This window comes from Roseateles aquae (assembly GCF_032337115.1).
Lineage (GTDB): Bacteria > Pseudomonadota > Gammaproteobacteria > Burkholderiales > Burkholderiaceae_C > Roseateles_C > Roseateles_C aquae.
On sequence record NZ_JAVXZY010000001.1, the window covers coordinates 175,644 to 196,084 of the forward strand.

Below are 20,441 nucleotides of genomic sequence, written 5' to 3' on the forward strand. Positions count from 1 at the left end.
GCTCAGTTCCCCGTGGCCGTGGCCGTGGCTGACGCAGCAGGCTTGGCAGCCGCGGCCTTGGCGAGTTCCACCGCCTGACCATCCTTCAGCGCGCTATTGGGCTTGCGAAGGATTTGCTCACCCTGGGCCAGACCGCCGAGCACCGCAAAATCACCAGTGCGCGAATCGCGTTCGCCCAACTGCAGCTCGGCCTTGTTCAGCTTGCCGCCCTTGATGCGCCAGACATAGGCCTTATCGCCGGCGCGCACCAGCGCGGCATCTTCAATCATCAAAGCTTGCTGGCTGTGGGTCTCAATATTGCCCTCGGCGTAGAGCCCGGCCGCCTTGGGCTGACTGCCACCGGCGAAAGCGACCAGCACCTCGACCTGGCGCGTGGTGGCGTTGGCGGCGACATCGATGCGCTTGATCGTGCCATTGAACGGCGTTTGGCCATAACCGTTGACGCGGAAGTGCACACCCTGCCCCAGCTTCAGCTCGGCCAACTTGTCGGCCGAGACCAAGCCTTCGAAGCGCATGCTGTTGGGATCGATCACCTTGACCAGTTCCTTGCCGACCTGCGCGGTATCGCCGGCCGAGACCTTGCGTTCACTGACCACGCCATCAAACGGTGCGCGCACCTCGGTACGTTGCAACTGCTGGCGCGCCGCGGCGACACGGGCCTTGGCCGCCACCAAATCACTCTGTGCGTTATTGCGGCGGATCTCGGCATCTTCCATGGCCTGGATCGAGCTCATACCCTGGGCCTGGAGTGTCTTCAGACGCTGAAACTGGCGCTCAGCCTGTTCGAAGCTTTGGGCGGCAGCGCGAGCGGACTCGTCGGCCGATGTGAGGCTGTCGCGAATGGCGGTGTCGTCGAGCCGGACCAGCAGGTCACCACGGCGCACAGTATCGCCGTTTTCGCGCAGCACCTGCAGCACCACGGCCGAGACTTCGGCGCGCAGATCCGCGCGGCGCTCGGGCTGGATCGAGCCACTGATCACCGGACCGCTGGCAAAGTTGCTCAGGCCCAGCGTGCTCAGGTCCTCAGCGGCCAGCAGCAGGGCCGGAGCGGTGTCGGCCTTGGTCTTGGCTTCGCTTTCGATGGACTTGCCGCAGCCGCTGAGGGCGGCCGTGATGGCGACAAGAATCAGGGATGTACGCAGGGACGACATGCAGGCTCCGCTTTTTGGATAGCTGGCCCGCAGCAGGGTTTGCGGGCCTTAGTTCTCATCGGCACAGACGCCGAAGCGGACAAAGCTTAACGCCGAATGGAGGCGTTGACAGAGATCATGGCAGCCGCTGCGACGAACTGCCGAATGCGCTTACTGAAGCGTTCCTTTTGCGGCGTCAGGCAAAAGCAGCGGCAGCACGGCGATGCCCTCATCGAGCAGCTCGCGAGTCTCCTCGGCACTGGACTGGCCGCGTATCGCACGGGCCTCTGTTTCACCATAGTGAATCCGCCGCGCTTCTTCTGCGAAGCGTTCACCGACGTCCTCGGTCTTGCTGAGCACTTCGCGCATCGCCGTCAACAGCCGCCCGTGCAACGCAGCGTCTGTTTCTGGCGCCGCGGCCGCCTGTGTTGCGGTCTTGCCGACGTCAAGTGCGCGCTGCGGCTTGCTCGCCAGGTCTGCGGCGCCGCGCAGGTGCGACACATTCAGTCGTGGAGCCGAAGGCAGGCGCCGGATCTCGGCCGAGCCACAGATCGGGCAGCTGAGCAATTGGCGCTGCTGCTGGCCTTCAAAGTCCTGCGCTGAGCCGAACCAGCCCTCGAACGGGTGTTCGTATTCGCAGCAGAGATTGAGAACCAGCATGGCTTGCTTCTTGTCGGAGTCGAGGAACGCCAGGGGCAGCGCTCAGGCGCCGTCATGCCAGTCTAAGGACCAGCCGCCAGCCAGCCAGCGCTGCAGCCAGAGCAAGCCGATCAGCGTTTTGGCATCGGTCAAACTACCCTGCCGAGCGAGATCATCCAGTTCAACAGGCGTGTGCCGCACCAGATCGAGAAACTCACCCTCGTCGAGCGAGCGCTCTCCGGCCATCAGGCCGCGGGCGAAGAAGATCTCGATACCCTCGTCAGAGTATGCGATGGCGTTGTGCAAAACGCCGGCGTGGGCCCACTCCCGAGCGCTGAAGCCGGTTTCTTCACGCAGCTCGCGCTGCGCGCAGCGCAGCGGTGACTCGCCGGCGTCGAGCTTACCGGCCGGAAACTCCAGCATCACGCGGCCCATCGGATAGCGGTACTGGCGTTCCAGCAGCAAGCTGCCATCGTCGAGCAGTGGCACGATCATCACCGCGCCGGGATGGACGATGTACTCGCGTGCGGAAGTCTTGCCGTCGGGCAAGGCAATGCGATCACGCCGTACGTGCAGGAAATGACCCTGGTAGACGGTCTCGCTGCTGAGCTGTCGCTCGCGCAGGTGCTCGTCAGCGCTCGCCTCAATCTTGTCCACGCGAACGCCTCAAATAGCACCAGACAAAACCCGGCGAGCCCAGGGTGATGAAGAGGCAGAGGCCCGCCGCGTAGAACTCCCAGCCCTGTTCGTAGCGCTGGCCAATACGACTCTCCAGCAAGACGCCCAGGCCCAGCACCAGGGCCGCGCACAAGGCCAGCTCAAGCAGGCGCCAGCCTGCGTGCTTGTGGGGCACGCGGGGGCCGAAGAGGCACAGCCGCGAGCTGAGATAGGGCAGATTGGCTGCCAAGGCAGCAAAGCCAATCACCAGCCAGACGGCTGTGGTCTGATCCACGCGAAAGTACCCTCTTCCCTGCTCTGGCGCTGTTCGACTCAGGTCGCCAAGGTCTTGACGATGGCGGTGGCGCAAAGTGCCATCAGGCTGTCAGGCATCAAGCCGAACACCAGCACGGCTGCGCCGTTGATGGACATGACGATGCGCACATCATTGGGCGCGCTCAGCGCCGAGCGATCGGCAGGCTCATCAAACCACATCACCTTGACGACGCGCAGGTAGTAGAAGGCGCCGATCAGCGACAGCAGCACCGCGGCAATCGCCAGCAGCAGGTAGAGCTGGGTGTTGGTGGACACCAGGGCCTGCAGCACGGCCAGCTTGCCGTAGAAGCCTGCCGTCGGCGGGATACCCGCCAGCGAGAACATGAAAATGCTCATCACCAGCGCATACCAGGGGCTGCGGCGTGCCAGACCAGCGAGATCGCTGATCTGCTCAGACTCATGCCCTTGGCGCGACAGCAGCAGAATCATGCCGAAGCTGCCCAGCGTGGTCAGCACATAGGTGACCAGATAGAACATCGCCGAACTGTAGGCATTGGCCGAGGACAAGTTGTTGTCGTTGACGACGCCGGAAGCCAGGCCCAGCAGCATGAAGCCCATCTGCGCGATGGTCGAATAGGCCAACATGCGCTTCAGATTGGTCTGCGCAATCGCGACCAGATTGCCGACCAGCAGGGACATCACCGCCAGCACGATCAGCATCTGTTGCCAATCGACGGCCAGTCCCGACATGCCATCCACCAGCAAGCGCAGTGTGATGCCGAAGGCAGCCAGCTTGGGCGCGCCACCGATCAGCAAGGTGGCGGCCGTTGGCGCGCCTTGGTAGACGTCTGGCACCCACATATGGAACGGTGCAGCGCCGAGCTTGAAGCCCAGGCCGGCGACGATGAATACGACGCCAAAGATCAACACGGCCTTGTTCGGAATGCCCTGGCTGATGACATCAAAGACGCGCGGGATCTCCAGCGAGCCGGTGGCGCCGTACATCATCGACATGCCGTAGAGCAGGAAGCCGCTGGCCAGCGCGCCCAGCACAAAATACTTCATCGCCGCTTCGGTCGACACCGCATGGTCACGGCGCAGCGCGACCAGGGCATACAGCGACAGGCTCATCAGTTCCAGGCCGAGGTAGATGACCAGGAAGTTGTTGGCCGACACCATGATGCTGATACCCAGCATTGCGAACAGGCTCAGCGTGAACAGCTCGCCCTTGAGCATGTCGCGCGACTCGGCATAAGGGCGCGCATAAACCAATGTGACGATAGTGGCGATCGCCGCAAAGGCCGCCAGCAGATGGCCCATGGGATCGGAGATCACCATGTTCTGCATCGCGAACTGGGTCTCAGCGCCATTGAAGTAGCAGAAGTGCACACCAGCCACAACGGCCAGCGTCAGCTGAGTGAGCCAGTAGGTGGGCGTGCGGCGCGGGTCGGCGACAAAGAGGTCGACCAACGCCACCAGGCAGGCCATGCCCAGCAGGATGATTTCGGGATAAACCGCGAGCCAATTCATATTGTTCATATCCTTGTCGGCCCTCAGAGCTTCGAGACAGCCACGTGCTTGAGCAGCTCGGTGACCGAGACATGCATGACGTCAGTGAAGGGCTTGGGATATACGCCCATCCACAGCACGGCAGCGGCCAGCAGTGCCAGCATCAGGAATTCGCGGCCGTTGATGTCGCTGAGTTCCTTGACGTGGTCATTGCCGATGGCGCCGAAGTAGACGCGCTTGTACATCCACAGCGTGTAGGCAGCGCCAAACACCAGCGCCGTGGCGGCAATGGCACCGAGCCAGAAGCTGTACTGGACCGTGCCCAGGATCACCATCCATTCGCCGACGAAACCACCAGTGGCCGGCAGGCCGCAATTGGCCATGGCAAAGAACAGGGCGAAGGCCGCGAACTTGGGCATGGTGTTGACAACACCACCGTAGTCGGCGATTTCACGCGAATGGACGCGGTCGTACAGCACGCCGATGGAGAGGAACATCGCGCCGGAGACGAAACCGTGCGAGATCATCTGCACGATGGCACCGGACACGCCCAACTCGTTGTAGATGAAGAAGCCCAGCGTCACAAAACCCATGTGGGCGATCGACGAATAGGCGACCAGCTTCTTCATGTCCTTCTGCACCAGCGCCACCAGGCCGATGTAGACGACGGCGATCAGCGACAGCGCGATGATGAACCAGGCGTATTTGTGCGCGGCGTCGGGAGCGATAGGCATCGAGAAGCGCAGGAAGCCATAGGCACCCAGCTTCAGCATGATGGCAGCCAGCACCACCGAGCCGCCGGTGGGCGCCTCGACGTGGGCGTCGGGCAGCCAGGTGTGCACAGGCCACATCGGCACCTTGACGGAGAAGGCGGCGAAGAAGGCAAAGAACAGCAACGTCTGCGCGTCCAGCGGCAGCGGCAGGCGGTGCCAGGCCTGAATGTCGAAGCTGCCCCCGGACTTGTAGTACAGGTAGAGCAGCGCGATCAGCATCAGCAGCGAACCGGCCAGCGTGTAGAGGAAGAACTTGAAGGCGGCATAGACGCGGCGCGGCCCGCCCCAGACACCGATGATGATGTACATCGGGATCAGCGTCGCCTCGAAGAAGACGTAGAACAGCATGCCGTCGGCCGCCGCAAACACGCCCACCATCAGGCCGGAGAGGATCAGGAAGGCGCCCAGGTACTGGTTGACGCGGCTCTGGATCACCTCCCACGCCGCCAGCACCACGACGACGGTGATGAAGGCGGTCAACGGTACAAACCACATCGAGATGCCGTCAACGCCCAGCTTGTAATGGACGTTGAAGCGCTCGATCCAGTGGTAGTTCTCGACGAACTGCAAGGCCGCCGTCGAGGTGTCGAACTGGGTGATCAGCGGCAGCGTGACCAGGAAGCTGGCGATCGAGGCCAGCAGCGCCAGCCAACGCACCGTTTTGGCCTGGTCGTCACGACCGAGCGCCAACAGCACCCCACCGCTGACGACTGGCAACCAGATGGCAAGACTCAACAAATTCATTCTTGTTCTCCGCCCTTGATCAGAAGCCCGCCAGGGCCTTGAATTGGGGCCCGATGTATGGCCACAGTTGCCAGGTCATCAAACCGATGACACCCAGAATCATCACCAGCGCGTACCAGTAGAGGTGGCCGGTCTGCACACGGCGTGCAATGCCAGCCAGGCCGCCCACGGCGCCGGCGGAGCCATTGATGATGGCGCCATCGATGATGCCGACATCGCCGACCTTCCACAGACCCGTACCCAAACCACGGGCCGCGGCGGCGAGGATGTTCTCGTTGATCCAGTCCATGAAGTACTTGTTCTCCAGGACCACGACCAGCGGACGCAACACCCGGGCAAACATGGCCGGAATCTGCGGAGCAACCAGGTAGAACACATAGGCCGTCACCACACCACCCAGCGCCAGCCAGAACGGCAGGCTGCTCAGGCCGTGAATCGCCATCGACAGCGGATCATGGAATTCTTCGGCCAGTTCACCCATCGCATGATGGAGCTCGTGCTTGATGAAGATGGCGTCCTTGAAGAAGTCGCCGAACAGCATGGTCTTGATCGTCAGATAGCCGATCACCACCGAGGGAATGGCCAGCAAGATCAGCGGCGCGGTCACCACCCACTTCGACTCATGCGGGGCGTGATGCTCGCCATGGTCGTCGTGATGGTCATGCTCGCCCGGGAAGGGCTTGTGATGGAAATTCTCCTTGCCATGGAAGACCAGGAAGTACATCCGGAAGCTGTAGAAGGCCGTCACAAACACGCCGATGATCACCGCAGCGTAGGCGAAGTTTGCCGCCGGCAAATGGCTGGCGTGCACCGCCTCGATGATCGAGTCCTTCGAATAGAAGCCCGAGAACAGCGGCGTACCGATCAGCGCCAGCGAACCCAGCAGCGAGGTGAACCAGGTGATCTTCATATGCTTCCACAGACCACCCATATTGCGGATGTCCTGGTCGTGGTGCATGCCGATGATCACCGAGCCGGCGCCGAGGAACAGCAGGGCCTTGAAGAAGGCGTGCGTCATCAGGTGGAAGACGGCCACCGAGTAGGCCGAAGCACCCAGGGCAACGGTCATATAGCCCAGCTGCGACAGCGTCGAGTAGGCGACGACACGTTTGATGTCGTTCTGGATGATGCCCAGGAAGCCCATGAACAGCGCGGTGATGGCGCCGATCACCAGGATGAAATTCAGCGCGGTGTCCGACAACTCGAACAGCGGGCTCATCCGCGTGACCATGAAGATGCCTGCCGTCACCATGGTGGCGGCGTGAATCAGTGCGGAGATGGGCGTCGGGCCTTCCATCGAATCCGGCAGCCAGACATGCAGCGGGAACTGCGCCGACTTGCCCATCGCGCCGATGAACAGGCAGATGCAGGCCACGCTGAGCATCATCCAATCCGAGCCCCACAGCGGTGCCGGGAACTTGATCTGCGCCAGCTCATTGGCCTTGGCAAAGGTCTCGGTGTAGTTCAGCGAACCACCATAGGCGACCAGCAGGCCGATGCCGAGGATGAAGCCGAAGTCACCCACGCGGTTGACCAGGAAGGCCTTCATATTGGCGAAGATCGCCGTCGGCTTGGTGTACCAGAAGCCGATCAGCAGGTAGGACACCAGACCCACCGCTTCCCAGCCGAAGAAGAGCTGCAGCATGTTGTTGCTCATCACGAGCATCAACATCGAGAAGGTGAACAGCGAGATGTAGGAGAAGAAGCGCTGGTAGCCAGGATCTTCCTCCATATAGCCAATGGTGTAGATGTGCACCATCAGCGACACAAAGGTCACCACGCACATCATCATCGCCGTCAGCCCGTCGACCATGAAGCCGACTTCCATCTTCAAGCCGCCCAGATTCATCCATTCATAGATGGTCTGGTTGAAGCGTGCACCGTCGACGGCCACGCTTTGCAGCGTCATCGCCGAAATGATGAACGCGATCAGCACGCCAAGAATGGTGACGGTGTGAGCACCGGCACGGCCCACCTGCTTGCCGAAGAAACCCGCCACCACGGCACCGACCAGCGGCGCCAGTGGCACGGCCAACAGCATGTTCTGAGAGAGTTGTGCAGACATCTTTTTCGCCCTTGTTGGCTCTTGTGCGCCGTTCAGCCCTTCAAGGCGTCGAGTTCTTCCACATTGATGCTGGCCCGGTTGCGGAACAGCACCACCAGGATGGCCAGGCCGATTGCCGATTCGGCGGCCGCCACCGTCAGGATGAAGAACACAAAGACCTGACCGGCCATATCACCCAGATAGTGGGAGAAGGCGACGAAGTTCAGGTTGACCGCCAGCAGCATCAACTCGATCGCCATAAGTAGCACGATCAGGTTCTTGCGATTCAGGAAGATGCCGATCACCGACAGCGCGAACAGGATCGCGCCCAGCGTCAGGAAATGGCCCAGGGTGAGACTCGTGGTGATGGCGCCCATCATGCGCCTCCTTGTGCTTGCTCGGCTGCCGGAGCAGCGCTCGCTTCAACGGTGGCGGCGACCTTGACGATGCGCAGACGATCAGCCTTCTTGACCTTCACCTGCTCGGAAGGATCTTGATAGCGCGAATCCTTACGGCGGCGCAATGTCAGGGCAATCGCGGCAATGATGGCCACCAGCAGCAGCACGGCGGCAATCTGCAGCGGGTACAGATACTGGGTGTAGATAGCGATGCCCAGCATCTTGGTATTGCCGAGCTTCTGTGCCACTGCATCCAGCTCGGGCGCTTCGCTGAGGCGGAAGCCGCCCATCAGGATGGCTGCCATCTCCAGCGCGATGAAGGCACCGACCAGGCCAGCCAGCGGCATATGCTTCCAGAAGCCCTGCCGTACGCTGTCCGAGTTGATGTCGAGCATCATCACGACGAACAGGAACAGCACCATCACCGCGCCGATATAGACCAGCACCAGCGTGATCGCCAGGAACTCGGCCTTCAGCAGCATCCACAGGCAGGAGGCGTTGAAGAAGGCCAGGATCAGGAACAGTGCCGAATGCACGGTGCTGCGCGCCGTGATCACACGGAACGAAGCACCCAGCAGCACGGCCGAGAAGACGTAGAACAGAGCGGTGGTGATATCCATGATGCTCCAGCAAATGCGTTGACCCGAGGTTTGCCTGCTTGTCTTTGTGCCGTCTGCCCTGTCGGCCCAAGCAGGGCCACACGGCTATACGTCTAAGGCTGGCGGTCTTCAGCGTCCCCGGGGACCGATCAGGGCTTGCTCGCCCAGATCGAAAGGTCAACGGTACTTTGCGTCGGCCTCCTTTGTGGCTGCGATTTCTTTTTCATAACGATCGCCAACGGCCAGCAACATGTCCTTGGTGAAGTACAGGTCGCCACGCTTCTCACCGTGGTATTCGAAGATACTGGTTTCGACGATGGAGTCGACCGGGCAGCTCTCTTCGCAGAAGCCGCAGAAGATGCACTTGGTCAGGTCGATGTCGTAGCGCGTGGTGCGGCGGCTACCGTCTTCGCGCACATCGGACTCGATCGTGATCGCCATCGCCGGGCAGACTGCTTCGCACAGCTTGCAGGCGATGCAGCGTTCTTCACCGTTTTCATAGCGGCGCAAGGCATGCAGACCACGGAAACGCGGCGACAGCGGCGTCTTCTCTTCCGGGAACTGCACCGTGATATTGCGCGACAGGAAATGGCGGCCGGTCAGGGCCATGCCCTTGAACAGCTCGGTGAGCATGAAGCTCTTGATGAAATCTTTGACCATCACAGGCTCCGCCGAGCCGCCTCGAGGAGGCTGGCGCCCCTCTGGGGGGCAGTGAATGAAATGAACGTGGGGGCCATCTTCAACTTACTTCCAGATGTTCAGCGGCGACTGGATCCACAGGCCAACCACCACCAGCCAGACCAGGGTCACGGGAATGAAGATCTTCCAGCCCAGACGCATGATCTGGTCATAGCGGAAGCGCGGGAAGGTGGCGCGCACCCAGAGGAACATGGTGACGACGAAGAAGGTCTTGCCGAACAACCACGCCCAATTCCAGAAGGCCATCGTGTCCTTGATGAAGCCAGGCGTGTCCATGCCAAGCAGCGCCCAGCTGATAGGTGCCGTCCAGCCGCCCAGGAACATCACGACCGCCAAGGCCGAGACCAGGATCATGTTGGCGTACTCGGCCAGGAAGAACATCGCGAAGGACATGCCCGAGTACTCGATCATGTGGCCGGCGACAATCTCCGATTCGCCTTCGACAACGTCAAACGGATGGCGGTTGGTCTCAGCCAGGCCGGAGATGAAGTAGACGATGAAGATCGGCAGCAGCGGCAGCCAGTTCCAGGACAGGAAGTTGACGCCCATATCGGCAAACACGCCGCGCTGCTGCGAGGTGACGACCTCGGTCATGTTCAGGCTGCCGGTGACCATCAGCACAACAACCAGCGCAAAGCCCATCGCGATCTCGTAGGACACCATCTGAGCCGAGGCGCGCATGGCGCCCAGGAAGGCGTACTTGGAGTTCGAGCCCCAGCCGGCAATGATCACGCCATAGACCTCCAGCGAGGTGATGGCCATGATGAAGAGCAGACCGGCATTGACGTTCGCCACCGCCGCTTCCGGGCCGAAGGGCACAACGGCCCAGGCGGCCAAGGCCGGCATGATGGTCATGATGGGGCCGAGGAAGAACAGACCCTTGTTGGCCGCGCTGGGGACGATGATCTCCTTGAAGATCAGCTTCACCGCATCGGCAATCGGGGTCAGCAGGCCGTAGGGGCCGACGCGGTTCGGGCCCGGGCGGATCTGCGACCAGCCAATCGCCTTGCGCTCCCACAGCGTCAGATAGGCGACGCAGATCATCAGCGGCGCGACGACGGCGATGATCTTCAACAGGCTCCAGACGACGGGCCAGATCAGCGGGGAGATGCCGCCGAAGAGCGCAGCGCCGGAGTGGTAGAGGCTCTCAATCATGGGGTCACACCTTGGCAATCGTCAGGCTGCCGAACGCAGCACCCAGCGCTGCCGTTTCGGGCAGGCCGGCCGGCACGCGGACGACGTTGGCGGGCAGCTTGGCATCGAGCTTGGCCGGCAGTTGCACCGTGCCCGCACCATCCTGGCTGATGCTGACTTGCGCGCCATCGCTCAAACCGAGTCGCGTCCAGAGTGCCTGCGGCAACTGAGCCACGGCGGCCTTGCGGGCGTCTGCGGTCAGTTGCAGCGACGTGGCGTGGCGCACCAGGGCGTCGGCGGCATAGATGGGCAACTCGGCCAGACGCTCGATGTCCTGGGCTTGGCCCAATTGAACGGCTGCAGCGCTGGCATTGCTGAGGCGTGCGCCGAGGTCGGCATCGACACCCAGGGCCTCGTTGCGAACTTGCTCCGAGCTCTCATAGCCAAAGCCTTGCAGACCCAGCAGATTGCCCAGCACGCGCAGAATCTTCCAGCCCGGGCGGGTCTCCCCCAGCGGCTTGACGACACCGACAAAGCTCTGCAGGCGGCCTTCGGCGTTGACGAAACTGCCCGAGGTTTCCGTGAACGGCGCCGTCGGCAGCAGCACGTCGGCGAAGTCCAGGCCGGTCTTGAAGGGGCTCATCACCACGACCATCTCGGCCGCATTGACCGCCTTGACCGCAGCGGCCGGATTGGCCGCATCCAACTTCGGATCGACGTTAAGCAGCAGCAGTGCCTTGGCCGGCTTGCTCGACAGCAGTTCGCCGGCGTTTGCACCGCCCTGCCCTGGCAACGCCCTGACCAACTGGGCGCCGACCGTGTTGGCAGCGGCACTCAGGTAGCCGACGCTGGCGCCGACCTGCGTCGCAATCCAGTTCGCCATGCTCAGCAGGCTGGCCGCTTGCGGATGCTCGGCGGCGGCATTGCCCAGCAGCAGCGCCTTGCGCTGGCCCGAGAGCAGTGCGGCAGCGACGGCCTTGGCAGCCTCGGTGGCGGTGCCGGCAGCCGGTGCGGCCACGCCATTGGCCTCGGCGATGGCGGCGGCCACATTGGCGAGTTCCTGCACCCAGGCGCTCGGTGCGGCGGTGATGCGTGCAGCGAGCGGCAGCAGCCAGTCGTCTTCGGAAGCATGAAGTGCCAGCACCTTGGCGCCGTGACGGGCGGCCTGGCGCAGACGCTGGGCAAACAGCGGGTGATCCTTGCGCAGGAAGGAGCCGATGACGAAGGCGCGGTCCAGCGTCGTCAGCGAGGCGATCGAGGTGCCCAGCCACTGGGCCTTGCCGGCCTCGGCGACGTTATCGAAGGCGCTGTGGCGCACACGGTAGTCGATGCTCTGGCTGCCCAGGCCGCGCACCAGCGCGCCGAGCAGATGCAGTTCCTCAACGGTGCTGTGTGCCGAGCCCAGCGCGGCGATGCTCGACGCACCGTGCTGATCCTTGATCGACTTCAGGCCGTTGGCCACGTACTCCAGCGCCACGGTCCAGTCGACGGCCTTCCACTGGCCGCCCTGCTTGATCATCGGCTGGGTCAGGCGAGCGTCGCTGTTCAGCGCCTCGTAGGAGAAGCGGTCGCGGTCGGCGATCCAGCACTCGTTGACGTCTTCGTTCTCCAGCGGCACGACACGCATCACCTGATTGCCCTTGACCTGAACAATCAGGTTGGCACCGGTGGAGTCATGCGGGCTGACGCTCTTGCGACGCGACAGCTCCCAGGTCCGCGCGCTGTAGCGGAAGGGCTTGCTGGTCAGCGCGCCGACCGGGCAGATGTCGATCATGTTGCCGGACAGCTCGGAGTCCACCGTGCGGCCGACAAAGGTCTGGATCTCGCTGTGCTCGCCACGGTGGGCCATGCCCAGTTCCATCTGGCCGGCGATTTCCTGGCCGAAGCGGACGCAGCGCGTGCAATGGATGCAGCGGCTCATCTCTTCCATCGAGACCAGCGGGCCGACGTTCTTGTGGAAGACGACGCGCTTCTCTTCGGCGTAGCGCGACTTCGTGCCGCCATAGCCAACGGCCAAGTCTTGCAGCTGGCACTCGCCGCCCTGATCGCAGATCGGGCAATCCAGCGGGTGGTTAATCAGCAGAAACTCCATCACGCCCTGCTGGGCCTTGATGGCTTTCTCGCTCTTGGTGCGCACAATCATGCCTTGCGTCACCGGCGTGGCGCAGGCAGGCATGGGCTTGGGCGCCTTCTCCACATCCACCAGGCACATGCGGCAGTTGGCGGCGATGGAGAGCTTCTTGTGATAGCAGAAGTGCGGGATATAGGTACCGGCCTTCTCGGCAGCATGCATGACCATGCTGCCTTCGAGGACCTCTACCTTCTTGCCGTCGAGTTCGATTTCAACCATAGCTTGTCCTGGTTCTTTCCTGGCTGCTCGATCAGGCCGCCACCAGGGCCGTCTTGTGTTCGATCAGATGCACGAACTCGTGCTTGTAATGCTTGATCATGGCCCGCACCGGCATCGCCGCCGCATCGCCGAGCGCGCAGATGGTGCGGCCCTGGATGTTGTCGGCAACCGAGTTCAGCAGGTCGATGTCTTCCGGGCGGCCCTGGCCGTTGGCAATGCGCTCAACCACGCGATGCATCCAGCCCGTGCCTTCGCGGCAGGGCGTGCACTGACCGCAGGATTCGTGGGCATAGAAGTAGGACAGACGCAGCAGGCTCTTGACCATGCAACGGCTGTCGTCCATCACGATGACGGCACCCGAGCCCAGCATCGAACCGGCCTTGGCGATGGAGTCATAGTCCATCGTGCAGTCCATCATGATGTTGGCCGGCAGCACCGGCGACGAGGAGCCGCCAGGGATCACGGCCTTCAGCGTGCGGCCCTTGCGCACACCGCCAGCGAGCTCCAGCAGCTTGGCAAACGGCGTGCCCAGCGGAATTTCGTAATTGCCGGGGCGCTCGACGTCACCCGAGACCGAGAAGATCTTGGTGCCACCGTTATTGGGCTTGCCGATTTCCAGGTACGGCTGGCCGCCGTTGCGGATGATCCAGGGCACCGCGGCAAAGGTCTCGGTGTTGTTGATCGTGGTCGGCTTGCCGTAGAGGCCAAAGCTGGCCGGGAACGGCGGCTTGAAGCGCGGTTGGCCCTTCTTGCCTTCCAGCGATTCCAGCAGCGCGGTTTCCTCGCCGCAGATATAGGCGCCAAAGCCATGGTGGGCGTGCAGCTGGAAGCTGAAGCCCGAACCGAGGATGTTGTCACCGAGCAGACCGGCGGCACGGGCTTCCTCGAGGGCCGCCTCGAAGCGCTCATAGACCTCGAAGATCTCGCCGTGGATGTAGTTGTAGCCCACCTTGATGCCCATCGCGTAGGCAGCAATCGCCATGCCTTCGATGACGATATGGGGGTTGAACATCAGAATGTCGCGGTCCTTGCAGGTGCCCGGTTCGCCCTCGTCGGAGTTGCAGACCAGGTACTTGGCGCCGGGGAACTGACGCGGCATGAAGCTCCACTTCAGCCCTGTCGGGAAGCCGGCACCGCCACGGCCGCGCAGGCCTGAGGTCTTGACTTCAGCGATCACTTGATCGGAGCTGAGGCCTTCGCCGCCATCCTTGCCCAGGATCTTGCGCAGCGCTGCATAGCCGCCGCGGGCTTCGTAGTCCTTCAGGCTCCAGTTGCTGCCGTTCAGGCCGGCATAGATCTGGGCGCCGATATGGCGGTCGTGGAAACAGGTCTCGACGCCGGTCGATTGAAACTTGGAGAGATCCAGCATGCTTCTCGTCCCTCAGTTCTTGGCGTTGGCTTTGAGCACGTCGACGAGTTCGTCGAGGCGTTCATGGCTCATGAAGCTGCACATCTGGCGATCGTTCACCAGCATCACCGGCGCGTCGGCGCAGGCGCCCAGGCATTCGCTCTTCTGCACGGTGAACAGGCCATCGGCCGTCGTGCCGCCCTCTTCCACGCCCAACTTGTGGCACAGATGATCCAGCGCCTGCTGGCCGTGGCGCAACTGGCAAGGCAGATTGGTGCAGACGTTCAGCTTGAACTTGCCCAGCTGCCGCTGGTTGTACATGTTGTAGAAGGTCGTGACCTCGTACACCGCAATTGCCGGCATGCCCAGGTAGGCGGCGATGACGTCTTCGCTTTCGCGCGACACATAGCCCTGCTCCTGCTGCACGATGGACAGGCAGGCCATCACGGCCGACTGTTTCTGCTCGGCCGGGTACTTGGCGACCTCACGGTCGAAGCGCGCGCGCGTGGCGTCGCTCAACACATATTCTTTGCTGCTGCTCATCGCTCGCCCATCAACGGTCAATTTCGCCGAACACAATGTCCATCGTGCCGATCACCGCCACCGCGTCGGCAATCATGTGGCCGCGCGACATCTCATCCAATGCAGCCAGATGCGCAAAGCCAGGCGCACGGATCTTCAGGCGGTAAGGCTTGTTGGCGCCATCACTGACGATGTAGATGCCGAACTCGCCCTTCGGATGCTCAACGGCCGCATAGGCCTCGCCTTCGGGTACGCGGAAGCCTTCGGTGAAGAGCTTGAAGTGGTGGATCAGCTCTTCCATGTTCGACTTCATGTCAACACGCGAAGGTGGCGCCACCTTGTGGTTATCGGTGATGACCGGGCCGGGGTTCTTGCGCAGCCAGTCCACGCACTGTTTGATGATGCGGTTGGACTGGCGCATTTCCTCGACGCGCACCACATAACGGTCATAGGTATCGCCGTTGGTGCCGACGGGAATGTCGAAATCCATCTTGGCGTAGACATCGTAGGGCTGGCTCTTGCGCAGATCCCAAGGAATGCCCGAACCGCGCAGCATGGCGCCGGTGAAGCCCATGTTCAGCGCGCGTTCCGGCGACACCACGCCAATGCCCACGGTGCGCTGCTTCCAGATCCGGTTGTCGGTCAGCAGGGTTTCGTAGTCGTCGACGTTCTTGGGGAAGCGGTTGCAGAAGTCTTCGATGAAGTCCAGCAGCGAGCCCGAACGGTTCTCGTTCAGCTTGGCGATGGTCTTGGCATTCTTGATTTTGCTGACCTTGTACTGCGGCATCACGTCCGGCAGGTCGCGGTAGACGCCACCGGGACGGAAGTAGGCCGCGTGCATGCGCGCGCCCGACACCGCCTCGTACATATCGAACAAGTCCTCACGCTCGCGGAAGCAGTAGATGAGGATGTTCATCGCGCCGCAGTCCAGGCCATGGCAGCCCAGCCACAGCAGGTGGTTCAGCAGACGCGTGATCTCGGCAAACATCACCCGGATGTATTGCGCGCGCTCGGGCACCTCGACGCCGAGCATCTTCTCGATGGCCAGGCAGTAGGCGTGCTCATTGGCCATCATCGACACATAGTCGAGACGGTCCATATAGGGCAGCGACTGAATGTAGGTCTTGCTCTCGGCCAGCTTCTCAGTGGCGCGGTGCAACAGGCCGATGTGGGGGTCGGCACGCTGAATCACTTCACCGTCCAGTTCCAGCACCAGGCGCAGCACGCCGTGGGCGGCCGGATGCTGCGGACCGAAGTTCAGGGTGTAGTTCTTGATGTCTGCCATGGATCAGGACTCCCGCCGGGCCATCGCAATCGAGGCCTGCGCCCCTTGGCGGGGCAGCGAACGAATATGAGCGTGGGAACGGATCATCAGAGTCCGCCGTAGTTGTCTTCGCGAATGACGCGCGGCGTGATCTCACGCGGCTCAATCGTCACCGGCTGGTAGATCACGCGCTTTTGCTCGGCGTCGTAGCGCATCTCGACGTGGCCCGAGGTCGGGAAGTCCTTGCGCATCGGGTGGCCGATGAAGCCGTAGTCCGTCAGGATGCGACGCAGATCTTCGTGACCTTCAAAGATGATGCCGAACAGATCGAAGGCTTCGCGCTCGAACCAGTTGGCCGAGTTCCAGATCGGGGTCAGCGCGGCGACGCATGGGAAGTCGTCATCGGCAGCAAAGACCTTCAGGCGCAGGCGCCAGTTCTTGTTGACCGACAGCAGGTGCGAGGACACCGCGTAACGAGGGCCTTCGTAGCCGCCATCCTTGTAGCTGCTGTAGTCCAGGCCGCAGAGGTCGATCAGCTGTTCGAAGCGCAGCTCGGAGTGATCGCGCAAGGTCTTGGCCACGGCCAGATAGTCGGCCGGCGAAACGCGGATGGTGATTTCGTCGAACTGGCGCTTCAGTTCCAGAATCTGCGCGCCCAGCACCTTTTCCAGGGTGGCCTGCAGGGTGTCGAGTTTGATGCTCATGTCTGCCCTGCCCCTTCAGCGTGCGATCGTGTTTTCGCGGCGGATCTTGGCTTGCAGCTGCAAGATGCCGTAGAGCAGCGCTTCCGCGGTCGGTGGGCAGCCGGGCACGTAGACGTCGACCGGCACAATGCGATCGCAGCCCCGCACGACCGAGTAGCTGTAGTGGTAGTAGCCGCCGCCGTTGGCGCAGGAACCCATGGAGAGCACCCAGCGCGGCTCGGCCATCTGGTCGTAGACCTTGCGCAGTGCCGGTGCCATCTTGTTGCACAGCGTGCCGGCAACGATCATCAGATCGGACTGGCGTGGACTGGGGCGGAACAGCATGCCGAAGCGGTCAATGTCATAACGGGCCGCGCCCGCATGCATCATCTCGACCGCGCAGCAGGCCAGACCAAAGGTCATCGGCCACAGCGAACCGGTCTTGGACCAGTTGATCAGCTTGTCCACCGAGGTGGTGACGAAGCCTTCCTTCAATACGCCTTCAATACCCATTGCAAGCTCTCATTCATCGCAACCACCGGGGCCGAGCGCCGGGCCGCCCCAAGCCGACCCGCGTGCCAGCCAGTCGGCTGGCGTCCCCTCGGGGGACCGCCCAACGTACCCGTTGGGCGAGGGGCTTCATCATTCCCAATCCAGGGCGCCCTTTTTCCATTCATAGGCAAAGCCCACGACCAGAATGCCCAGGAAAATCATCATGGCCCAGAAACCTGCCGAACCAATCTCGCGCAACGACACCGCCCACGGGAACAGGAAGGCAATTTCCAGGTCAAACAAGATGAAGAGAATGGCCACGAGGTAATAGCGCACATCAAACTTCATGCGCGCGTCTTCAAAGGCCTCGAAGCCGCATTCGTAGGGGGAGTTTTTGGCCTGATCCGGCCGATTGGGTCCGAGCAGATAGCCCAGCAACTGTGGCGCTATACCTACCACTGCGCCGACCAAGATGAAGAGGATGACGGGGAGGTACTGTTCCAGACTCACAGCAGGTGCTCTCGGTTGCGCTGCCAATCCAGCCTCCAGGCAGATCGACAGCTTTTTCGACAAAAGCAACGGGCGCGCCGCCAGCGGTTGATAAAAACCACCTACGGACTGCGCCCGCCTTGTCCCTTCTGCAAACCACTGAGAGCAGCTTGCGACAGGGCGCTCCGACCAACTTCACAACGCATCGTCAGGCTCCGACCCTCTGATGTTAACCCACGAAGTTGACCGATATGTTTGGTGCCGACGGCGAGACTCGAACTCGCACAGCTTTCGCCACTACCCCCTCAAGATAGCGTGTCTACCAATTTCACCACGTCGGCTGTATTTCACTGTCTGATGGCTTGAGGATTGCTTCCCAGACAGCCTTGAATTCTATATCGCTTTTTCAGGCCCTCAGACCAAAAAACGACATTTTTGTCATCGACTCACGCTGGATGGCGCCATCGCAAAAACGCAATGGCGCGAGTGATCAGCGCGAGGCGGCCGGTGCTGCAGCGTCAGGAATTGCGGCGGCGCCAGAAGCAGCCACGGCAGGTGCCGAAGCGGCCACCGGTGCAGCACGCTCCAGCACGTTGTCAGACGTCGCGCCGACACTGCGATGGCTGCCCAGGTAGGCCAGCGCCAGCGTGCAGGTGAAGAACAGCGTGGCGCAGATCGCCGTGCTGCGCGACAGGAAGTTGGCGCTGCCGGTAGCGCCGAATAGGCTGCCCGACGCGCCGCTACCGAAAGACGCACCCATATCGGCGCCCTTGCCATGCTGGACCAGCACCAGGCCGATCATCGTCAGTGCGCTCAGCAGCTGCACCACCAGAACCAGATTCATGAACACTTGCATTTCGCTTCTCCAGGATCACAGGACAGAGCGTCACCTTCAGCGGCGCTCCATTGATTTGTTATGAATACTCAGGTGGCCGCCCGGCAGATGGCAGCAAAGTCAGCCGCCTTCAATGCCGCGCCACCAATCAGGCCACCGTCGATATCCGGCTGCCCAAACAGCGTCTGCGCGTTATCGGGCTTGACGCTGCCGCCGTACAGAATGCGCATCGCATCTGCCTTCTGTGTCGCCGCCTGCAGCTGCTTGCGCAGCACCGCGTGCACGGCTTGCGCCTGTTCAGGCGTGGCCGTCAGGCCGGTGCCGATGGCCCAGACCGGCTCATAGGCCAGCACGATCTCGCCGATGCAATGCGTCAGCGTATGGATCACCGCGGCCAGCTGACGCTTGACCACGGCTTCGGTCTGACCGGCCTCGCGTTCAGCCAGCGTCTCGCCAACACAGACGATAGGCGTCACGCCGTGGGCCAGCGCCGCCTTGGCCTTGTCAGCCACCAACTGATCGCTCTCCTGGTGGTAGGCGCGACGCTCGGAGTGACCAACGATCACATAGCGGCAGCCGATATCAGCCAGCATCGCCGACGACACCTCACCGGTGTAGGCGCCCTGCTCATGGGCCGAGCAGTCCTGTGCACCAAACGTGATTGCCTGCCCCGTCAGGGCCAGCGAGGTTTCGGTGATGTAGGGAAAGGGCACGCACACCGCCACATCGGCATTGAACGGCCCGGCTTCCTTCACACCATTGAGCAGACTGGCATTGGCAGCACGACTGCCATGCATTTTCCAATTGCCCACCACCAATTTCTTGCGCATCACTCGCTCCAAAATATCAGCGCCGCGGCCTCACCAGACCAGCACGATCTTGCCGACGTGCTCGCCCGATTCCATCAACGCATGCGCAGCTGCCGCCTCGTGAGCAGGCAGCTGCTTGTAGATCACCGGCGCAATCTGGCGATTCACCAGCAAGGGCCAGACCCGCTCACGCAGGTTTTTGGCAATACCGGCCTTGAAGGCCAGCGAACGCGGGCGCAGCGTCGAGCCACTGATCGCCAGCCTTCGACGCAAGACCTGACCCGCATCGAATTCCGCCTTGACGCCGCCCTGCACGGCAATGATGACCGCCCGGCCATCATCGGCCAGGCACTGCACATTGCGCGCCACATAGTCGCCAGCGACCATGTCCAGGATGACATCAACGCCGCGCTTGCCCGTAGCAGCCAGCACTTCGGTGACGAAGTCCTGCTCGCGGTAGTTGATCGCCACATCGGCACCCAGGCGCAGGCAGGCCGCCGCCTTGTCGGCGCTGCCCACCGTCACCAACACGCGAGCAGCAAAGGCCTTGGCCAACTGGATGGCCGTCACCCCGATGCCGCTGCTGCCGCCGTGAATCAGGATGCTCTCGCCGGCCGCCAGATGGGCCCGCTCGAACACATTGCTCCAGACGGTGAAGAAGGTCTCGGGCAGGCTGGCCGCCTCGGCCATGGTCCAGCCCTGCGGCACCGGCAGACATTGCGCCACCGGCGCCACGCACAACTCGGCATAGCCACCGCCGGCCACGAGGGCACAGACGGCATCGCCGAGCTTCAGTCCGGCGCCCGCCAGGGCCTCGGCGTCGCCTGCAACGATGCGCCCCGCCACCTCGAGTCCCGGCAGATCGCTGGCACCTGGTGGTGGCGGATAGGCGCCTTTGCGCTGCAGCACATCCGGCCGGTTGATGCCATAGGCCTCAACAGCGATCAGACACTCCCCGACGCCGGCTTGCGGGTCGGGGCGTGTCGTCAGCTGCAGCGCCTCGGGGCCGCCCGGCTGGCTGATGGCGATGGCCTTCATGGCAATGCC

The 20,441-nt window shown here is 62.4% G+C and carries 21 protein-coding genes and 1 tRNA gene; all 22 read right to left on the bottom strand.

The window, feature by feature from the left end; translation table 11 throughout:
• Nucleotides 1-2 precede the first annotated feature (2 nt).
• Nucleotides 3-1,151, bottom strand: coding sequence for an efflux RND transporter periplasmic adaptor subunit (locus RQP53_RS00770; RefSeq protein WP_315648034.1), 1,149 nt, complete (start codon nucleotides 1,149-1,151; stop codon nucleotides 3-5).
• 150 nt (nucleotides 1,152-1,301) lie between these two features.
• Nucleotides 1,302-1,790: a DUF1178 family protein gene (locus RQP53_RS00775; protein ID WP_315648035.1), complete on the bottom strand. Its 489-nt coding sequence runs from the start codon at nucleotides 1,788-1,790 to the stop codon at nucleotides 1,302-1,304.
• 42 nt (nucleotides 1,791-1,832) lie between these two features.
• Nucleotides 1,833-2,417: an NUDIX domain-containing protein gene (locus tag RQP53_RS00780; protein WP_315649172.1), complete on the bottom strand. Its 585-nt coding sequence runs from the start codon at nucleotides 2,415-2,417 to the stop codon at nucleotides 1,833-1,835.
• Nucleotides 2,413-2,721, bottom strand: coding sequence for a DUF2818 family protein (locus RQP53_RS00785; RefSeq protein ID WP_315648036.1), 309 nt, complete (start codon nucleotides 2,719-2,721; stop codon nucleotides 2,413-2,415). The genes RQP53_RS00780 and RQP53_RS00785 overlap by 5 nt, the downstream gene beginning before the upstream one ends.
• 38 nt (nucleotides 2,722-2,759) lie before the next feature.
• On the bottom strand, nucleotides 2,760-4,241 hold the full coding sequence (gene nuoN / locus RQP53_RS00790; RefSeq protein ID WP_315648037.1) for an NADH-quinone oxidoreductase subunit NuoN: 1,482 nt from the start codon (nucleotides 4,239-4,241) through the stop codon (nucleotides 2,760-2,762).
• A 14-nt stretch (nucleotides 4,242-4,255) separates the two neighbouring features.
• Nucleotides 4,256-5,728, bottom strand: a complete 1,473-nt coding sequence (locus RQP53_RS00795) for an NADH-quinone oxidoreductase subunit M (protein ID WP_315648038.1) — start codon at nucleotides 5,726-5,728, stop codon at nucleotides 4,256-4,258.
• A gap of 19 nt (nucleotides 5,729-5,747) precedes the next feature.
• Entirely contained in the window at nucleotides 5,748-7,793 is a 2,046-nt protein-coding gene (gene nuoL, locus RQP53_RS00800; protein ID WP_315648039.1) for an NADH-quinone oxidoreductase subunit L, read from the bottom strand.
• 32 nt (nucleotides 7,794-7,825) lie between these two features.
• Nucleotides 7,826-8,149 carry an NADH-quinone oxidoreductase subunit NuoK gene (nuoK, locus tag RQP53_RS00805; protein ID WP_315648040.1) on the bottom strand — a complete coding sequence of 108 codons (324 nt, stop codon included), beginning with the start codon at nucleotides 8,147-8,149 and terminating at the stop codon, nucleotides 7,826-7,828.
• Nucleotides 8,149-8,790: an NADH-quinone oxidoreductase subunit J gene (locus tag RQP53_RS00810; protein ID WP_315648042.1), complete on the bottom strand. Its 642-nt coding sequence runs from the start codon at nucleotides 8,788-8,790 to the stop codon at nucleotides 8,149-8,151. The genes nuoK and RQP53_RS00810 overlap by 1 nt, the downstream gene beginning before the upstream one ends.
• A 156-nt stretch (nucleotides 8,791-8,946) precedes the next feature.
• Nucleotides 8,947-9,429 (bottom strand): NADH-quinone oxidoreductase subunit NuoI, encoded by a 483-nt coding sequence (gene nuoI / locus RQP53_RS00815; protein WP_315648044.1) that lies wholly within the window; start codon nucleotides 9,427-9,429, stop codon nucleotides 8,947-8,949.
• An 84-nt stretch (nucleotides 9,430-9,513) separates the two neighbouring features.
• On the bottom strand, nucleotides 9,514-10,623 hold the full coding sequence (gene nuoH / locus RQP53_RS00820) for an NADH-quinone oxidoreductase subunit NuoH (protein ID WP_315648045.1): 1,110 nt from the start codon (nucleotides 10,621-10,623) through the stop codon (nucleotides 9,514-9,516).
• A gap of 4 nt (nucleotides 10,624-10,627) precedes the next feature.
• Nucleotides 10,628-12,952, bottom strand: coding sequence for an NADH-quinone oxidoreductase subunit NuoG (gene nuoG, locus RQP53_RS00825; protein WP_315648046.1), 2,325 nt, complete (start codon nucleotides 12,950-12,952; stop codon nucleotides 10,628-10,630).
• 31 nt (nucleotides 12,953-12,983) lie between these two features.
• Nucleotides 12,984-14,321 (bottom strand): NADH-quinone oxidoreductase subunit NuoF, encoded by a 1,338-nt coding sequence (gene nuoF / locus RQP53_RS00830; RefSeq protein ID WP_315648047.1) that lies wholly within the window; start codon nucleotides 14,319-14,321, stop codon nucleotides 12,984-12,986.
• Nucleotides 14,322-14,333: 12 nt separating this feature from the next.
• Nucleotides 14,334-14,843: an NADH-quinone oxidoreductase subunit NuoE family protein gene (locus RQP53_RS00835; RefSeq protein WP_315648049.1), complete on the bottom strand. Its 510-nt coding sequence runs from the start codon at nucleotides 14,841-14,843 to the stop codon at nucleotides 14,334-14,336.
• A 10-nt stretch (nucleotides 14,844-14,853) separates the two neighbouring features.
• On the bottom strand, nucleotides 14,854-16,107 hold the full coding sequence (locus RQP53_RS00840; protein ID WP_315648050.1) for an NADH-quinone oxidoreductase subunit D: 1,254 nt from the start codon (nucleotides 16,105-16,107) through the stop codon (nucleotides 14,854-14,856).
• An 86-nt stretch (nucleotides 16,108-16,193) separates the two neighbouring features.
• A complete protein-coding gene (locus RQP53_RS00845; RefSeq protein ID WP_315648052.1) occupies nucleotides 16,194-16,790 on the bottom strand; it encodes an NADH-quinone oxidoreductase subunit C in 597 nt (198 codons plus the stop codon).
• A gap of 15 nt (nucleotides 16,791-16,805) precedes the next feature.
• Nucleotides 16,806-17,282, bottom strand: a complete 477-nt coding sequence (locus RQP53_RS00850; protein WP_046113908.1) for a NuoB/complex I 20 kDa subunit family protein — start codon at nucleotides 17,280-17,282, stop codon at nucleotides 16,806-16,808.
• 129 nt (nucleotides 17,283-17,411) lie between these two features.
• On the bottom strand, nucleotides 17,412-17,771 hold the full coding sequence (locus tag RQP53_RS00855) for an NADH-quinone oxidoreductase subunit A (RefSeq protein WP_315648055.1): 360 nt from the start codon (nucleotides 17,769-17,771) through the stop codon (nucleotides 17,412-17,414).
• Between the two features lie 235 nt (nucleotides 17,772-18,006).
• Nucleotides 18,007-18,091 (bottom strand) — tRNA-Leu (locus RQP53_RS00860).
• 149 nt (nucleotides 18,092-18,240) lie between these two features.
• Entirely contained in the window at nucleotides 18,241-18,606 is a 366-nt protein-coding gene (gene secG / locus RQP53_RS00865) for a preprotein translocase subunit SecG (RefSeq protein WP_315648056.1), read from the bottom strand.
• A gap of 68 nt (nucleotides 18,607-18,674) precedes the next feature.
• Nucleotides 18,675-19,415, bottom strand: a complete 741-nt coding sequence (gene tpiA / locus RQP53_RS00870) for a triose-phosphate isomerase (RefSeq protein ID WP_315648057.1) — start codon at nucleotides 19,413-19,415, stop codon at nucleotides 18,675-18,677.
• 30 nt (nucleotides 19,416-19,445) lie between these two features.
• On the bottom strand, nucleotides 19,446-20,432 hold the full coding sequence (locus RQP53_RS00875) for an NAD(P)H-quinone oxidoreductase (protein ID WP_315648058.1): 987 nt from the start codon (nucleotides 20,430-20,432) through the stop codon (nucleotides 19,446-19,448).
• Between the last annotated feature and the right edge of the window lie 9 nt (nucleotides 20,433-20,441).

Bases quoted from the DNA above. Each gene is read 5' to 3' on its own strand.
- nuoG (WP_315648046.1), bottom strand. From the start codon at position 12,952: ATGGTTGAAATCGAACTCGACGGCAAGAAGGTAGAGGTCCTCGAAGGC.
- nuoF (WP_315648047.1), bottom strand. From the start codon at position 14,321: ATGCTGGATCTCTCCAAGTTTCAATCGACCGGCGTCGAGACCTGTTTC.
- RQP53_RS00810 (WP_315648042.1), bottom strand. From the start codon at position 8,790: ATGGATATCACCACCGCTCTGTTCTACGTCTTCTCGGCCGTGCTGCTG.
- nuoN (WP_315648037.1), bottom strand. From the start codon at position 4,241: ATGAACAATATGAATTGGCTCGCGGTTTATCCCGAAATCATCCTGCTG.
- RQP53_RS00840 (WP_315648050.1), bottom strand. From the start codon at position 16,107: ATGGCAGACATCAAGAACTACACCCTGAACTTCGGTCCGCAGCATCCG.
- nuoI (WP_315648044.1), bottom strand. From the start codon at position 9,429: ATGGTCAAAGATTTCATCAAGAGCTTCATGCTCACCGAGCTGTTCAAG.
- nuoL (WP_315648039.1), bottom strand. From the start codon at position 7,793: ATGTCTGCACAACTCTCTCAGAACATGCTGTTGGCCGTGCCACTGGCG.
- nuoK (WP_315648040.1), bottom strand. From the start codon at position 8,149: ATGGGCGCCATCACCACGAGTCTCACCCTGGGCCATTTCCTGACGCTG.
- RQP53_RS00775 (WP_315648035.1), bottom strand. From the start codon at position 1,790: ATGCTGGTTCTCAATCTCTGCTGCGAATACGAACACCCGTTCGAGGGC.
- RQP53_RS00850 (WP_046113908.1), bottom strand. From the start codon at position 17,282: ATGGGTATTGAAGGCGTATTGAAGGAAGGCTTCGTCACCACCTCGGTG.
- RQP53_RS00845 (WP_315648052.1), bottom strand. From the start codon at position 16,790: ATGAGCATCAAACTCGACACCCTGCAGGCCACCCTGGAAAAGGTGCTG.
- RQP53_RS00835 (WP_315648049.1), bottom strand. From the start codon at position 14,843: ATGAGCAGCAGCAAAGAATATGTGTTGAGCGACGCCACGCGCGCGCGC.
- tpiA (WP_315648057.1), bottom strand. From the start codon at position 19,415: ATGCGCAAGAAATTGGTGGTGGGCAATTGGAAAATGCATGGCAGTCGT.
- RQP53_RS00875 (WP_315648058.1), bottom strand. From the start codon at position 20,432: ATGAAGGCCATCGCCATCAGCCAGCCGGGCGGCCCCGAGGCGCTGCAG.
- RQP53_RS00770 (WP_315648034.1), bottom strand. From the start codon at position 1,151: ATGTCGTCCCTGCGTACATCCCTGATTCTTGTCGCCATCACGGCCGCC.
- nuoH (WP_315648045.1), bottom strand. From the start codon at position 10,623: ATGATTGAGAGCCTCTACCACTCCGGCGCTGCGCTCTTCGGCGGCATC.
- RQP53_RS00795 (WP_315648038.1), bottom strand. From the start codon at position 5,728: ATGAATTTGTTGAGTCTTGCCATCTGGTTGCCAGTCGTCAGCGGTGGG.
- secG (WP_315648056.1), bottom strand. From the start codon at position 18,606: ATGCAAGTGTTCATGAATCTGGTTCTGGTGGTGCAGCTGCTGAGCGCA.